This window comes from Streptococcus suis, from assembly GCA_002831545.1.
GTDB classification, from domain to species: domain Bacteria; phylum Bacillota; class Bacilli; order Lactobacillales; family Streptococcaceae; genus Streptococcus; species Streptococcus suis_P.
Window position 1 is genome coordinate 1071582 of sequence record CP025095.1, and the last position, 14388, is coordinate 1085969.

Genomic DNA, 14388 nt, shown 5'->3' on the forward strand with positions numbered 1-14388 from the left:
ATGAGTCACTCCCCCTTTTTTTCGATTATCATGCCGATTTACAATGCTGAGCCTCATCTGGTAGAGGCTTTGGAGGCTGTATTTGGGCAGACCAACCAAGACTTTGAATTGATAGCGATTGATGATGGGTCAGATGATGGTAGTGTGGCGATTGTCACGGATTTTCAGAAGCGGTATGAGAAGCAGATAACCTTGATTGAAGGCCACCATCAGGGGTCATTGGTTGCACGTGCTTTAGGGATGGAAAGAGCGAAAGGTGACTACATCCTCTGTATTGACGCTGATGATAAGATGAGAAGTGACTATCTTGAGGGGGTCTTTCAGCGGATACAAGAGACAGGTGCGGATCTAGTGTTGACAAATTATTCAATCAAAGCTGATTTTTCAAGGAAAAAAAGACCTTGTCTCTTTCCGACAGATGAGATTTTAGACCCTAAGCAAGTGTTCGAAGCTTTTTTTAGTAAAGGGAATCTGATGACACTGTGGACTAAAGTCTTTCACCGTTCCCTTTGTCCACCTGCTGGTTTTTACAAGGACTTGCCTGACTTTCGAACAGGTGAGGATGGGGTTGTTTCTGCCTATGTGATGGAGCATGCTCAGAAACCACTTTCTATTGACGAAGCCTATTATTTTTATCGACAGGTTCCAAATAGTTTGAGTAATACACTGGACACATATTTTTTTGACTCAAAAGTGGAACTAGAGCTTTATTTTCAAGAAAAGTATAAAAAACTTGGTGATGTTGTAAAGTCCAGCATGGTTCGTCGAGTGAGCTGGTTTTCCGCTCTCTATCTTTCAGCGGCGAAGAATTATCTTGATTTTTTGAAACGATTAAGGCATGTGCGTTCCTCTGCTGTCTTTCAGCAGAGCTTGGCTTATCTGGAGTTTGATGCAGTCACTCCTCAGCAACGTCGCTGGTTTACAGTTCATCGTTACCCTATTTTAGCGTCAGTAGCGTATCTCACTACCTACCTATCAAGAATTTGGAGAAGGTTATTTTGAAAATGAGTCACAGACCTTTTTTTTCGATCAATATTCCTGTTTACAATGGCGAAGTTTATCTGGAACAGGCTCTAGAATCCTGTCGTTATCAGACTTTCCAAGATTTTGAGATTGTTTTGGTGGATGACTGTTCGACAGATAGGACGGTTGCTATCAGCCGAGAGTTTCAGAAGAAGTTGGCTCAGCCTCTGCGTATCCTATCGCATGCGGACAATATAGGGGAGCTGGCATCTCGTTTGACGGGCTATCAAGCTTCAAGAGGTCGCTATATCGTCAGTCTTGACCATGATGACTTCCTTCGTAAGGATTGTCTGGAGCAGATTCATAACTTAGTAGTAGAGACCCATGCCGATATGGTGTTATATAATTTTTCAGAGCAGGCAGATTTTGAGCTGGCCTGTAAGGACTTTCCTTTTACGTCGTATGAGAGGATTGCTAAAAAAGACTTGCTCTCATGGTATTATAGTCAGTATGGGTCTGCCATGTGGTACAAGGCGTTTAAACGTGAGTTAGCTCCTACAGTAGAGGAATGTGGCGAGCATGATTCAAGTATATTTGGAGATGTCTTGCCTACGATTGTCCTCTTTGAAAAATGTCAGTCGCCCTATTATCTGGGAGAAAATCTTTATTTTCATCGGATATACGAGGAGAGTAAGTTTATGTCACTCTCACTAGCGAAGCGTTACCAGATTAGGAGCTATCTCAATGCTCTTCTTTTTGAGCGGTTACAGGCTTATCCTTTGGAAGAGAGAAATGTTTATCAACAATCTCTGCGAGAAGTCGCCCTTCGCAATCAGGTGAAGTTGCTGAAAAAAGGCTTACGCAGCAGTGGAAGTTACACCGAAAAATATCTGTTTTTAAAACAATTAGGCCAATCTCCTTACTTTCAAGAGAGTGTTGACTATCTTGATACGATGCCTATTTTTCACCGCTATAAAAAGATGGTGAAGCTCGTTGCCAAATACCACTATCATCTTGCGATAGGGTATCATTGGTATGCTAGAAAGATATGGAAGTTGAGAAAACAAAGATGAAAAAAAAGATTTTTAGAACGGTTTTAACCTCCTATCTTTCTCAACTGGTTGGAATTGTATTTGGCTTAATTGCTCCGGGGTTGATTATCAGTCATTTTGGATCAGATTTGAGAGGCTTGGGGGTTACCTTGTCTGCCTATCTGGGTTATTTTGCTGCCTTTGACTCTAGCGTTCCGACCATTGTCCAGGCTCAGCTTTACAAACCTTTGGCGGATAAGGACTATAAGAAAGTCAATACGATTTTGAGTTCTGCGGATCAGTTCTTTAAACGGCAGGGGCTGATGTTTGTGCTGTATGCACTGTTGATTGGTATTGGTTTGCCCTTTATTATCCAGATGCCGTTTGACCGCTGGACCATACTTGTATTGACTCTTATTTCAGCATTCGGTACCTTTGTAGAGTATATGTTTCGCCGCAAGCATCGGATGTTGCTTCGGGCAGATGGGAAGTCCTATGTATCCATGAGCATCGGTATTGGGATACGGGTCGTGACGCAGCTTTCTGTGATTGTGGCTGTAACAGCAGGAATTTCCTATCTTGGCTATAAGAGCTTGATGGCTGGACTTGGCTTGCTAACTCCTATCCTAATCTGGCTGTATGTGAAGCGACACTATCCTTTTCTCAAGAATGAATCGACAGAAGTTATCCCTTTGAAAAATAACCCTCTGGCGGTCATTGACCATATCCTTTATACCACTCGAAACTCCAGTGCTATTTTTATTATTTCGTATTTCAATGGGCTAGCACTGGTGTCCGTTTTTACGCTCTATACGAGATTTGTCTCCATGTTTAGCAGTCTAGCAATCACGGCTTTTAATAATCTGGACTTTGTTTTGGGGCATCAGTTAGCCACAAAATCAATCGAGGAAACGCGTAAGAGTTACCAGCATCAGGTTTATCTCTGGCATAATTGGTTTGTTTTTATCTATACAGTGGCGGCTTGTCTCTTCATGGCATTTTTATCTCACTATGCGAGAAAATTTTCAGGAGCAGACTATGTCCAGCCTCTCTTTGCCTATGTTTACCTTGTGGCTGACTTTTTACAAAATGCACGGACGATGTCTTCCTATGCTTTTAAGGCAGCTGGGCATTGGGAAAACAATCGAAAGAGTTTTATTCTGGAATCGATAGTGCTCATCGTCTTGTCTCTTGTTTTATTTTTATTCGTTGGTCTCGTGGGCTTAGCGGTAGCAGCAGTCGTTGCCAATTTATACCGCCTGTTTTACAATAATCACTATCTGAGCCGAGAGATACTCTATATAGATGGAAAAAAATCTTCTTTGATGAGTGTTGGCGGTGCTTTGTTTATCGTGGTGGTAGGTTTATCTTTTCAATTTCTATATCCATTTCAGGTCACGAGCTATCTCGATTTTATCCTTCCAGGGCTTGCGGCACTTGTCTATGTATCCGTACTCTTATTTGTCTGTAACTGGGTCTTGAGTCAGGAATTTCGACAACTGACGAAAAAACTTGTAGCAAGAGTATTTGGGTGATGGTGTTATTAAATGAAACATTTTCGCGAATGAATAGCACAACAGGCTCTCGTTTTGATTGTTTCCGTCACAAATAGTATAATAGATTTTATCAATCATGTTAGGAGATAGAAGTGATGAAACAATTTTCATTAGCAGTTTTAGCTAGTACATTGCAAAATAAACGCCGTCAAGACAGCCTGTCACAGCAAGATATAGCTGATAGGACAGGCATCAATCGCTCTGTCATCAGTCGTATTGAGCAGGGAGAACATACTCCCAGTCTAGCTCAGTTGGAGTTGCTGGCTCAGGCATTGGCATGTGATGTGACGGATTTTTATGTGGAGAAAAAGAAGGAGCGAGACCTCCCTTCTCGGGCGAAGATTGCAGTGGCTGGGACTGGTTATGTCGGCCTCTCCTTGGCTGTCCTGCTGGCACAATACCATGATGTCACCGCAGTAGATGTCGTGGAGGAAAAGGTGGCCCTTCTACAGGCTGGTCGTTCTCCCATCCAGGATGACTATATTAAAGCCTATCTGGCTGAAAAGGACTTGAGCTTGACAGCGACCTTGGATGCTGAGACGGCCTATGCAGAAGCAGAATTTGTCGTGATTGCTGCTCCAACAAACTACGATAGTGCGAAAAATTATTTTGATACGAGTCATGTCGAGGAGGTGATTTCCCTTGTTAGGGCTGTCAATCCGCAGGCGGTTATGGTCATCAAGTCAACGGTGCCAGTTGGTTTTACCCAGCGGATGCGTGAACAGTTCCAAACGGATCGTATCCTCTTTAGTCCAGAGTTTTTGAGAGAATCAAAAGCACTATACGATAATCTCTATCCATCACGCATTATCGTATCTTGCGAAGCTACAGACAGTGAAGAGGTTCAGGAGCTTTCTAGCCAGTTTGCTGCTTTACTTGCTCATGCAGCCTTGAATGATGCGCCACTGCTACAGATGGGTGCGACAGAAGCAGAAGCGGTGAAGCTTTTTGCCAATACCTATCTAGCACTTCGTGTGTCGTATTTTAATGAACTGGATACCTACGCAGAATTGAAAGGCTTGGATACTCAGGCTATTATTACTGGTATCGGTTTGGATCCACGGATAGGTCAGCACTATAACAATCCGTCATTTGGCTATGGTGGGTACTGCTTGCCCAAAGATACCAAGCAGTTACTTGCCAATTACGATGACGTACCTCAAAACATGATGTCTGCCATTGTCGAAGCCAATCGGACAAGAAAGGATTTTATCGCTGATCAGGTGCTGAAAATGGCTGGTTACTATGATTACACTGACCATGGAAGCTATAATCAGGAGAATGAGAAGGACTTGGTGATTGGGATTTACCGCCTGACCATGAAGAGTCAGTCGGATAATTTCAGACAGAGCGCCATTCAAGGCGTGATGAAGCGGATAAAGGCCAAGGGGGCACAGGTCATCGTCTACGAGCCGACCTTGGAAAATGGTAGCCGCTTTTTTGGCTCTAAGGTGGTCAATCATCTAGCCAGCTTTAAAAAGAAAAGCCATGCCATCATCGCTAACCGCTACGATGCTGTTTTAGATGATGTAGTAGATAAGGTATACACCAGAGATATTTTTAGGAGAGATTAGATGAAAAAGATAAAAGAATGGGGAGGTAGCTTCTGCGCCAATCCCTACCCTATTACGCTGTTCTTACTTGCCCTTTTATTATTTGTCTTACAATGGTCCTACCCTGTCATCATGGACGATAAGTGGTGGCTAGATAAGCCATTCAGTCTGGACTTTATGGTCGAGCGCTACCAGATATGGTCAAATCGTTTGGTGATTGAAAGTTTTGCCTTGGTGTTTAGTCACCTCCCTAAAGTAGTCTTCCGTTTGTTCAATAGTCTCGTCTTTGTTGGCTTACTGGATATCATACTAGCCAATAGCTTGGGGAGGAAAGTCAAGTACCTTTTTCTTCTCTTGGGGTTCTTTGCTCTACTTCCGATATCGATGTTTTTAATCCCTGGCTTGATGATGACCAATCTAAACTACCTATGGCCGGTAACAGCAGGCCTAGCAAGTTTTCTTCTCTATCGTAGCTACCAAGAAAGAAAATTCAAACATAATATATATATATATATATATATATATATTATGTCAAGTATATTACTACTCTTTGCTACGAATCACGAGCAAGTAGCAGTTGTTTTTCTAGCCATTTGGGGCTATGAATGGTGGCGGCAAAAGGGTCTATCGCCATTTGGTTGGGTTTTGTTCATCCTCACAGGGTGTAATCTTGTTTTTGCCCTTTTGTCACCGGGGATATCCGTTCGGGCTATTGAGCAAGCAAATAAATACTTTCCTGAGTTTTTTAAATTGACAGTATTAGACAAGGTTTTGCTTGGTTTATCCCATGTTGGAAAGACGCTTTTGTATAATATCAATCATCTCTTTGTTGTCTTTTTGTTGCTCTTGGTCTTAAATCTTTTCCTGACCCCTCTGTCTAAAAAGCAGTTATTCCCTTTCTTGATTTTTGTACCTTTTATGGCTCTGTTGTCCCTTGGTCAGCTCTTTATGAAGGTCGGTAATTCCTTGGGAATCTTACAAGATTTATTTGCTTATCCTAAATTTTATGCCGGAAAGGTTAAAACGCTTCCTGGTTGGCTGACACAGGAAGTATCTGCTTTGTTTGTAGTAGCTATCATTTGTCTGCTCTGCTTGATTGCCTACGCCCTTTATCTGGTCTTTAGACGGTTGGACTTGGTGTATCTTTTGTTTGTAGCTGTGGCAAGTCTAGCTATGGTTGGTTTTTCTGGAACTATTTTTACATCAGGGGATCGTATCTCCTTTATCTTGGCACTCTACCTCATCTACCTGTCGTGTTTGCTCGTCTCAAGGATGATGGATATAAAAAGAAAACATCTCACTATTCAGAAAGGAAACCCATGATTTTAAAGAACGTTCAGAAAATCATTCCGCCTAGATGGGCGAGTTTGCTATCGCTGTCAGCCTTTTTCATGCTGACAGTCACTCATCGTACACCCTTAGCCCTATTGGTGATGTTGGGAGCGATAGCGACTGCATATATATATATATATAACAGAAGAGAATGGGCTTGGGTCAATCTATGATTGGTCTCGCTATGCGACTTACCTCCCTCTAGCAGTCTTGATTGTAGGGGTATGGTGACAAAACTTTTTGATGGGATGGGGATTGGCTTTATCACCACTAACATTCTTCGGATTCTTGCTATTCCGATTATTGCTCAGGTTTTGTCACATTTTCATAGACTGCTTGTCAATTGGTGGCAGGGTCTATCATGTGAAGTAGTGACCAAGAAGAAGTGGGTCTTTTCGGCGAAAACAAACTTTGCCATCCTGTTTGGCATTTATCTCCTTGGGATTAGTGCTCTTTTGAGAGCAAATGTCTACTATAATGATGATAACTGGCGATTTTCTGGTGGTAGTCGTGGATGGGATGATTGGAGTCGCTTTTTTACGGATAGAAGCTCCATTTACTTTTTTGGGGGCAAGTTTGCGGTTGATGTCTCTCCCTATAGTCAGATTCTAGCAGTAGCTATCCTAGCTCTTGTTGGTATCCTCCTATTAGGTCTGCTTTATAAGCGTAAGGCATTTACGATTTGGGAAGTAGTAGCACTTGTACCTTTGGGATTAAATCCTTTTTTCATCGTCAATCTTAGCTATAAATTTGATGCTCCTTTTATGGCTTTCTCACTGCTTGCTGCGGTCTTTCCGCTTGTGTTCCGCTTTTCAGGGGCTAGATGGTATGTCTTAGCTTGTTTTCTTGGAAGCTTACTGGTCATGACATCCTACCAGGCTTCTTTTGGGATTTTTCCCATGCTAGTCATCCTATTGCTCCTGAGAATGTGGCAGGAGAAGGGATGGCATAAGGAGTTAGGTGGTTTCTTATGGCAGTCTTTACTAGGTTATGGAGCTGGTGCCCTGTATTTCTATCTAGTTGTCATGATTGCTCCTCGTAAAGATTATCTTGATGTAAGTATTCCTGCTCTATCGGAGATTCCTGAGTTTCTCCTAAAAAATTACACAGCTTATTTTACCAAGGTATGGGATGGGTTTACCCCTTTGTGGCTTATTACGACTTTGTTTATTTTAGGAAGTTTCCTAGTGTACTGTATGAGTAAAAAGAGAAATCTTCTTGGATTTAGTTTTTCTCTTGTTTCACTTGTCTTGATGTTGCTCCTTTCCTTTGGCTTCTATCCCATACTGGTAGAACCACAGCTAAATAATCGTGCTATGTATGGTCTAGTAGTTGTTATTGTCCTCTGTGGCTTGGTTATAGTAGAGCGGGGGCGGAGATCCGTTCTTCGTCTACCGATTCTTGTTCTTTCCTATATCTTTTTTGTCTATGCTCTGGTCTATGGAAATGCTCTAGCGACTATTGCTGACTATAGAAAATTCCGTCTTCAGTTGGTCTATGAGGATTTGAGTCACTTACCACAGGTTAAGAATAAAGAGACAGTAGATGTATATTTTCTTGGAAGGATTTCTGCGCCACCGACCTTAAAAAAGCAGTTTCTTGCCTACCCAATGTTAGCAATCAGTCATAATGAGTATTGGGATCGTAGAAAGCTGAGTCACTTGCCTACTGTGCAAACAATTTATGAGATACCCGACAAGCTACTTCCTACATTAACCCATCTTCCTATGCTAGTAGACACATACTACCACACTATCTATGGGGATGATAAGATGATTTACATTCGCTTGAAGGAAGATGGAAAGCTGATTGAATGATAAATGAGAAGGAGATTGCATGTCTACAAAAGAAAACAATAAAAAAATAGTAGCAGGGGGGGGTAATCCTGTTCCTGCTACTCGTCCTTGGATTGAGTTTCTATCCGAGTTTTACAGCTGATACGTATATTCATTTTAACCGCACATGGATGGAAAGTGCCATCAACATGTCTCGTAGAAATGGTCGTCCCTTTATTTCCTTATTCTTTATCCTGATGGGGAGTCTGCATCAAGCGCCAGAACTCTATTTGCTTATCTCAAGTTGTTTAGCACTTTGTTTTCTGGGCTTGTCTGTGTGGTGTTTAGCGAGATTGTTTGAAAAGACTGAGGTAGCTTCCTCTTTGATGGCTCCTTTTTTATCATTGATCATCTTGGTCAATCCCCTTATCATCAGCTATTTTTTATTTGTTGAACGTGGTATGATGATGTTTGCTTTATTGATGGCTATTCTTGCCACTTATATACGGATTTGCAAACCGATCACGCATTGGCTCCTGGTTTCTACCGTTTTAGCGACAGTATCCATGCTCACCTACCAGTCCTTTACTTCCTTGTACTTGATGCTTTGCCTGTGTTTTGCGGTGGAAAAACGAGATGTTAAGACAGCTATTCGTAGCTTTCTCCTCTCCTCGATCCCATTTGTCGTGAGTGGTCTTGTTTCACTTCTTTACCTAAAACTCTTTGGCATTGGTCGATTTAATCTTGAAAATCTCGGACTAGTCGCTCGAATGTTACAACTTTTAAAAAGTTTGATCAAATCATATATTTTAGGTTTCAACATTGGTCCCGATGGTTTTCTTTTGTTTTCCCTTTTGCTTGCCATTGGCTATCTCCTTTGGAGAGTGAGACGACAACTTAATGGGACAGCAGCTGAGAAGACAAGAGCGAAGCTTATCTTGCTGGCTCTTCCTTTATTGTTTCTTTTGCCATGTGCCCTAAGTTTGGTTACAAAAGCTGGTTCAGGTGCTCGGTCTACGTATTCGGCTGCTTGTTTGGTTGGTCTATTCTTATTATTGGCTAGACTAGACTTCAAAAAGGCTAAGCTAGTCAAAGGTACACTAGTCACCCTCTATCTAGCAGTACTTACGCTGACATTTAACAAAATATTTTTACAACAGATAGTCGTCACCCAGTTGGATCAAAACCGTATGCAGGTGGTACAGCAAATGGTTCGTGACTATGAGGAAAAGACGCAGATAAAAGTAACAAAGCGAGCAATATATACAGATGCACATCCTCAGCTGGATAATCAATATACAGACTTTATAGATAGTCATTCGGGAATACTTAACACGGGGAATTTAGTGAAAAGCCCCGTTACAAATCTCTACCCATTTTCAATCTATACGTATATGACAGGGGAAAAGCTTGAAAAAACAGAGAAGGATTCCGCTATAAAAGCCTATTTTAAAAGCAAGGACTGGTCAACCTTCTCACCAGACCAAATCATCATCAAAGGTGATACCATCCATATGGCGGTGTATTAAGGGGAAAGGTCCTCTATTTTAGAAAAAAGAAAAAAATTTAGGCTAGAAGATGGAAAAAAGACAAATATCTCGATTGATGTTTGTCTTCATTCTGAAAGTCGTTAGAAATGTCATTCTAGCGACTTTGTCTTTGATCTGAGAGTACTTCCTACGAGGTGCTTCTCTGCATATGTAGAGTATTTTTTTAGTCAACAATTGGTCAACCTTTGAGATTTTTATATATCCAAGATGATGACGAAGTCTTATTTTACCTTATTTTAACGTAAATAAAACTGTAGTGGGTAGATGAAAAGTTAACACCTAGAGGCTGGGCAAAAAGCCCAGCTCCACTAGTCAGAGTTCGTGTCAACATCTCAGCGCAGTGGTTGATTGGCTTTAACAGTCTGGGAGACTGTTAAAGGTGGGAGATAGGATTTGCTTTGCAAATCTCAGCACTTCGTGTTTCACACTCCAAATCTGACCTCTACGACTGATACGAACAGAGTTCGCTTCATTTCCAACCTCCAACAGTCAGAGTAGTGACTGTTGGAGCGCGGAAATAAAACAAACGAAGTTTGTGTCAAAATAGTCCAGTGGACTATTTTAGCCCAAACCTAAATGTTTGGAAGTGAGGGGAGCTCTTCTATGAATGGCTGAGTTCTTTCCCACTCCCTTTCTTTATCTCTTTCCTATTTTCAGGAGATAAGCTGAAAAGGGCTATCCCCAGCCCTTTTCACTATTCAAGGCAATCAAAATCGAATAAAGAAGTGGTATAAGACTGAGGAGATAATCTTTGGTTTTATATGGCTTCTTTTTTTGCAAGATTTTACGAATAGATAGGTGAGGAGGAAATTATGTATCAAATTGAATTTAAAGAAGAGGCCATTCTACCTAGAGAACGTTTAGTAGAAGTTGGAGCTGAGCGTCTCAGTAATCAGGAACTACTAGCAATTTTTATTAGAACTGGGACAAAAAAAGAACCTGTTTCTATTCTCTCCAATAAATTATTGAATCGTTTGGAGAGTTTAGCGGCTCTAAGAGAACTATCAATTGAAGAATTGCAAAGTTTGACTGGCATTGGGCGCGTCAAGGCGATTGAAATTAAGGCTATGATTGAACTTGGAAAACGTATCAATCAATCAGAGCTACTCTTAAATGAGAGAATTTTGGGAAGTGAGAAGTTGGGACGTAAGATGATTCATGAAATCGGGCATAAGAAGCAGGAGCACCTAGTTGCACTTTATCTCAATACACAGAACCAGATTATCAGTCAAAAAACGATTTTTATTGGGAGTGTTAATCGTAGCATTGCAGAACCACGTGAAATTTTGCATTACGCAGTAAAATGTATGGCAACATCGATTATCATCGTTCACAACCACCCGTCGGGTTCAGTACAACCTAGTAGGAATGATTTGCTATTTACGGAGAATTTAAAAGAGTCCTGCGAAAAGCTAGGACTGGTATTATTAGATCATTTAATTGTTGGAAATAAGGATTACTATTCTTTTAGAGAAGAAAGTGAGTTATTTTAAAGTTTATTGACAATATAGTGGAAGAGTTCTTTTTCAATCTCACGTTTACCGTAGAGTAGTTCAGGATGCCATTGAACCCCTAAAAATTTAGTTGGGTAGGCTGAATGAACTGCTTCAATAATCTGTTGATTATCTGATAGTGCAATGATTTCTAAGTCAGGTGCTAAGTCTTTGATAGCCTGACGGTGAAATGAGTTCACACTCGGATTGGACTCATATATGTCGTAAAGTGGACTATTTTGAGTCAGTTGAATCGTTTGACTGACTTCTTGTCCGTCTATGTCTTGCCAATGTTCAGAAATTGATTGATGAAGGCTACCACCTTGAGCTACATTGTAGAGCTGTAGACCTCGGCAGATACCGAAGATAGGTTTCTGATTTTCTTGGGCAGCCCTTATGAGGGCTAATTCAAACTCGTCACGCTTTGGTAGATAATTATCGCTGTCAATAGTCCTTTCTTCGTGATAGTAACTTGGCTGGACATTTTGTCCTCCTGCTAGGATGAGTTTGTCAATAAGATGAATATAATATTTTGCCAAATCTGGCTCTGTAGCAGGAAGGATGAGTGGGAGCCCGCCAGCATCTTCAATAGCTTGTACGAGGCAAGTCTGGGTATAAGAAAGCAGGGGTTCTGTATGATCCCCTGTTTTATATTCATTTCCAGAAATACCAATAACTGGTTTTTTCATTGCTTATCCTTTTCGCATAAAGTAGAGTAGTGTCTGTAATTCACTAGTCAAATCAACATACTGGACAACGACATCTTTTGGGACAGACAAGTTAACTGGTGAAAAGCTCAGAATTCCCTTGACACCAGCTTCAACAAGAATATCGGTCACTTCTTGTGCCTTGACGCTGGGTACCGTTAGAATGGCTGTCTGAGAGTTTGCTTCGCTGATACGTTCCTTGATTTCTGAGATTGCATGGATTGGGATATTTTCATCTGTCGTTCCAACAGCTGGATTATCATCTGCTTCAAAAGCCATGACTATTTTCATTTTATTTCGTTCGTGGAAGCGATAGTGTAGCAAGGCCCGCCCCATATTCCCGACTCCAACAAGCATAACATTGGTGATGGAGGTATCATTTAGAATATCCGCAAAGAAATCCATCAACTCTTTGACATTGTAGCCAAAGCCACGACGACCAAGCTCTCCAAAATAGGAAAAATCTCGGCGGACGGTAGCTGAATCGATTCCGATAGCTTCGGCAATTTCTTTTGAACTAGCTTTTTCAATATTTCCTGCATAGAAACGTTTAAAAATGCGATAATAGAGGGATAGACGTTTGGCAGTAGCGCGTGGAATATCAGATTTTTTATCGTTTTTCACTTTAGACTCCTTTATTTCGATAGAATACGCTTTATCGATTATTTATATATTAAACAGTTCTTTATTCTATTCTAGTCCAAGTTTGTGAAAAAATCAACAGATTGATTTTAAAAAAAGATTAAACAGGAAACTGTCTAATCTAGTGTTTGTAAATAGCGATAGAGATCTCCGATTGTCCCTTTGTAATCCAGAGCTTGTCCGTCTTGTGTAATGCTGGTAACTGGATAATAGTCTGGGAGGGTTAAGCAACCGGCAAAAGCCAGAATGGCTGCATCCTTATTCTCAAATGTTTGGATACGTTCTTGCTTGTAAGCGTCAAGATAGTGAATTTCAATCATACTAAGCCTCTTTTGTAAAGATGTCACGGTCAATCAAGCTATCCATGAGGAAATAGAATTTTTCTTGGATAACCTTGTTACTTTCTGGCTTAAAAATGTTTACCAGATGAAGACCAGACTTGTCGGTAATATTAATTTTAAAACCAGTTAGGTCTTGGTTGATAATAATTTTCAAGAGGAATCCTTGGTTTGAATTTGGAATTTCTTCCAGAAGACGTGTAAGCTGATAGTGACCTGCTTTGGTTTGTTCAAAGGTGTTATCACGGAGTGTATATTTTTTGATAGCAGGGCTAATGTGATAAGTAAAATTACAATCTTTTAAGGTAACTGATTGTTGGAATGCCATTTTAACCTCCAAGTATTTTCTTTAGTTCGATGATAAGAGTATCTATCTCTTCTTTTGTATTGATTTCAGATAGGCTGATACGAATGGATTCTTTCAGACGATGGGAGTCTTTTCCATACATAGCTTCTAAAACATGGCTATTTTGGACAACACCTGCCGTACATGCAGAACCGCTAGAAACAGCAATACCTGCCAAATCTAGTTGCATGAGTAGTTGTTCATTAAGTTTACCAGGAAAACCGATATTAAGGACATGAGGGAGATGAGGTCCAGCCTGATTGAGATAATAATCTAAGCCAGATAATCCCTCAATAATATGTTGTCGCAGTTCACTGACATGCTTATGATGCGTATCTAAGGACTCATATTGTTCTGTTAGGGCAGTCGCCATAGCAGCAATAGCAGGGAGATTCTCAGTACCTGCTCGATGTTGCTGTTCCTGCTTTCCGCCGTGAATCAAGGAATCAAATTTATGAACTTTACTATATAGGAATCCCATCCCCTTTGGACCATGGAATTTATGGGCAGAGGCCGCGAGCAAGTCAATTCCGTAGTCAGAGGGAGAAATTGTAATTTTTCCAATTGCTTGGACAGCATCTACATGAAAGACGGCCTGATGATCGGCTAGGAGCTCTCCAATTTCCTTGATGGGAAGTAGCTGACCGGTCTCATTGTTAGCAAACATGACGCTGACTAAAATAGTATCTGGCCGAAGGGCATCCTGAATTTGTTGAGCGGTGATTACTTGGTTGACTGGTTGGATATAGGTTACCTCGAACCCAAACCGATCCTCTAGATACTGCATGGTATGGAGGACAGCATGGTGTTCGATAGCCGTAGTAATCAGGTGTTTTCCTTTGGATTGATGCGCAAGTGCATAGCCTTGAATAGCTAAAGTATCAGCTTCGGAGCCTCCAGATGTGAAAATAATTTGTTCGGGAGAGGCGGAGAGAATCTGAGCAATCTCTTGACGACTTTGTCTAAGACATTGATTGGCTTTCCGACCGCTTTGATGAATACTGGAGGGGTTTCCATAATTTTCTTGAGCCACTTCCATCATCCGTTGGAGTGCAGTAGGAGATAGGGCAGTGGTTGCTGCATTATCTAAATAAATCAAAGA

At 41.1% G+C, this 14388-nt stretch carries 14 protein-coding genes; 9 read left to right on the forward strand and 5 right to left on the reverse strand.

From position 1 onward, the window contains the following. From CWM22_05265 to CWM22_05305, 9 genes are all read left to right on the forward strand, one after another. Complete coding sequence (locus CWM22_05265) at window positions 1-1002, forward strand: hypothetical protein (GenBank protein AUC91350.1); 1002 nt, start codon at window positions 1-3, stop codon at window positions 1000-1002. A gap of 2 nt (window positions 1003-1004) precedes the next feature. After that, a complete protein-coding gene (locus tag CWM22_05270; GenBank protein ID AUC91351.1) occupies window positions 1005-2036 on the forward strand; it encodes a hypothetical protein in 1032 nt (343 codons plus the stop codon). Next, window positions 2012-3529: a hypothetical protein gene (locus CWM22_05275; GenBank protein AUC91352.1), complete on the forward strand. Its 1518-nt coding sequence runs from the start codon at window positions 2012-2014 to the stop codon at window positions 3527-3529. The genes CWM22_05270 and CWM22_05275 overlap by 25 nt, the downstream gene beginning before the upstream one ends. Before the next feature lie 116 nt (window positions 3530-3645). Beyond that, on the forward strand, window positions 3646-5124 hold the full coding sequence (locus CWM22_05280) for a nucleotide sugar dehydrogenase (GenBank protein AUC91353.1): 1479 nt from the start codon (window positions 3646-3648) through the stop codon (window positions 5122-5124). Continuing rightward, complete coding sequence (locus CWM22_05285) at window positions 5125-6426, forward strand: hypothetical protein (protein AUC91354.1); 1302 nt, start codon at window positions 5125-5127, stop codon at window positions 6424-6426. Beyond that, window positions 6423-6608: a hypothetical protein gene (locus CWM22_05290; protein AUC91355.1), complete on the forward strand. Its 186-nt coding sequence runs from the start codon at window positions 6423-6425 to the stop codon at window positions 6606-6608. The genes CWM22_05285 and CWM22_05290 overlap by 4 nt, the downstream gene beginning before the upstream one ends. 51 nt (window positions 6609-6659) lie before the next feature. Next, on the forward strand, window positions 6660-8252 hold the full coding sequence (locus tag CWM22_05295; protein ID AUC91356.1) for a hypothetical protein: 1593 nt from the start codon (window positions 6660-6662) through the stop codon (window positions 8250-8252). Between the two features lie 149 nt (window positions 8253-8401). After that, entirely contained in the window at window positions 8402-9739 is a 1338-nt protein-coding gene (locus CWM22_05300) for a hypothetical protein (protein AUC91357.1), read from the forward strand. 833 nt (window positions 9740-10572) lie between these two features. Beyond that, window positions 10573-11253: a JAB domain-containing protein gene (locus CWM22_05305; GenBank protein ID AUC91358.1), complete on the forward strand. Its 681-nt coding sequence runs from the start codon at window positions 10573-10575 to the stop codon at window positions 11251-11253. Here CWM22_05305 and CWM22_05310 read toward each other — a convergent pair. From CWM22_05310 to CWM22_05330, 5 genes are all read right to left on the reverse strand, one after another. Continuing rightward, window positions 11250-11942, reverse strand: a complete 693-nt coding sequence (locus tag CWM22_05310) for a peptidase C26 (GenBank protein ID AUC91359.1) — start codon at window positions 11940-11942, stop codon at window positions 11250-11252. The two genes, CWM22_05305 and CWM22_05310, sit on opposite strands and share 4 nt — an antisense overlap. Window positions 11943-11945: 3 nt before the next feature. After that, entirely contained in the window at window positions 11946-12584 is a 639-nt protein-coding gene (locus CWM22_05315) for a redox-sensing transcriptional repressor Rex (GenBank protein ID AUC91360.1), read from the reverse strand. A gap of 134 nt (window positions 12585-12718) precedes the next feature. After that, window positions 12719-12922, reverse strand: a complete 204-nt coding sequence (locus tag CWM22_05320; GenBank protein ID AUC91361.1) for a DUF4649 domain-containing protein — start codon at window positions 12920-12922, stop codon at window positions 12719-12721. Between the two features lies 1 nt (window position 12923). Further along, entirely contained in the window at window positions 12924-13268 is a 345-nt protein-coding gene (locus tag CWM22_05325; GenBank protein AUC91362.1) for a cysteine desulfurase, read from the reverse strand. 1 nt (window position 13269) lies between these two features. Beyond that, window positions 13270-14385, reverse strand: a complete 1116-nt coding sequence (locus CWM22_05330) for a cysteine desulfurase (protein ID AUC91363.1) — start codon at window positions 14383-14385, stop codon at window positions 13270-13272. Window positions 14386-14388: the final 3 nt, after the last annotated feature.

What these genes read in the sequence shown, in the direction of transcription:
- CWM22_05265 (AUC91350.1), top strand. Translation starts at nt 1, where the DNA reads ATGAGTCACTCCCCCTTTTTTTCGATTATCATGCCGATTTACAATGCT.
- CWM22_05270 (AUC91351.1), top strand. Translation starts at nt 1,005, where the DNA reads ATGAGTCACAGACCTTTTTTTTCGATCAATATTCCTGTTTACAATGGC.
- CWM22_05275 (AUC91352.1), top strand. Translation starts at nt 2,012, where the DNA reads ATGGAAGTTGAGAAAACAAAGATGAAAAAAAAGATTTTTAGAACGGTT.
- CWM22_05280 (AUC91353.1), top strand. Translation starts at nt 3,646, where the DNA reads ATGAAACAATTTTCATTAGCAGTTTTAGCTAGTACATTGCAAAATAAA.
- CWM22_05285 (AUC91354.1), top strand. Translation starts at nt 5,125, where the DNA reads ATGAAAAAGATAAAAGAATGGGGAGGTAGCTTCTGCGCCAATCCCTAC.
- CWM22_05290 (AUC91355.1), top strand. Translation starts at nt 6,423, where the DNA reads ATGATTTTAAAGAACGTTCAGAAAATCATTCCGCCTAGATGGGCGAGT.
- CWM22_05295 (AUC91356.1), top strand. Translation starts at nt 6,660, where the DNA reads ATGGTGACAAAACTTTTTGATGGGATGGGGATTGGCTTTATCACCACT.
- CWM22_05300 (AUC91357.1), top strand. Translation starts at nt 8,402, where the DNA reads ATGGAAAGTGCCATCAACATGTCTCGTAGAAATGGTCGTCCCTTTATT.
- CWM22_05305 (AUC91358.1), top strand. Translation starts at nt 10,573, where the DNA reads ATGTATCAAATTGAATTTAAAGAAGAGGCCATTCTACCTAGAGAACGT.
- CWM22_05310 (AUC91359.1), bottom strand. Translation starts at nt 11,942, where the DNA reads ATGAAAAAACCAGTTATTGGTATTTCTGGAAATGAATATAAAACAGGG.
- CWM22_05320 (AUC91361.1), bottom strand. Translation starts at nt 12,922, where the DNA reads ATGATTGAAATTCACTATCTTGACGCTTACAAGCAAGAACGTATCCAA.
- CWM22_05325 (AUC91362.1), bottom strand. Translation starts at nt 13,268, where the DNA reads ATGGCATTCCAACAATCAGTTACCTTAAAAGATTGTAATTTTACTTAT.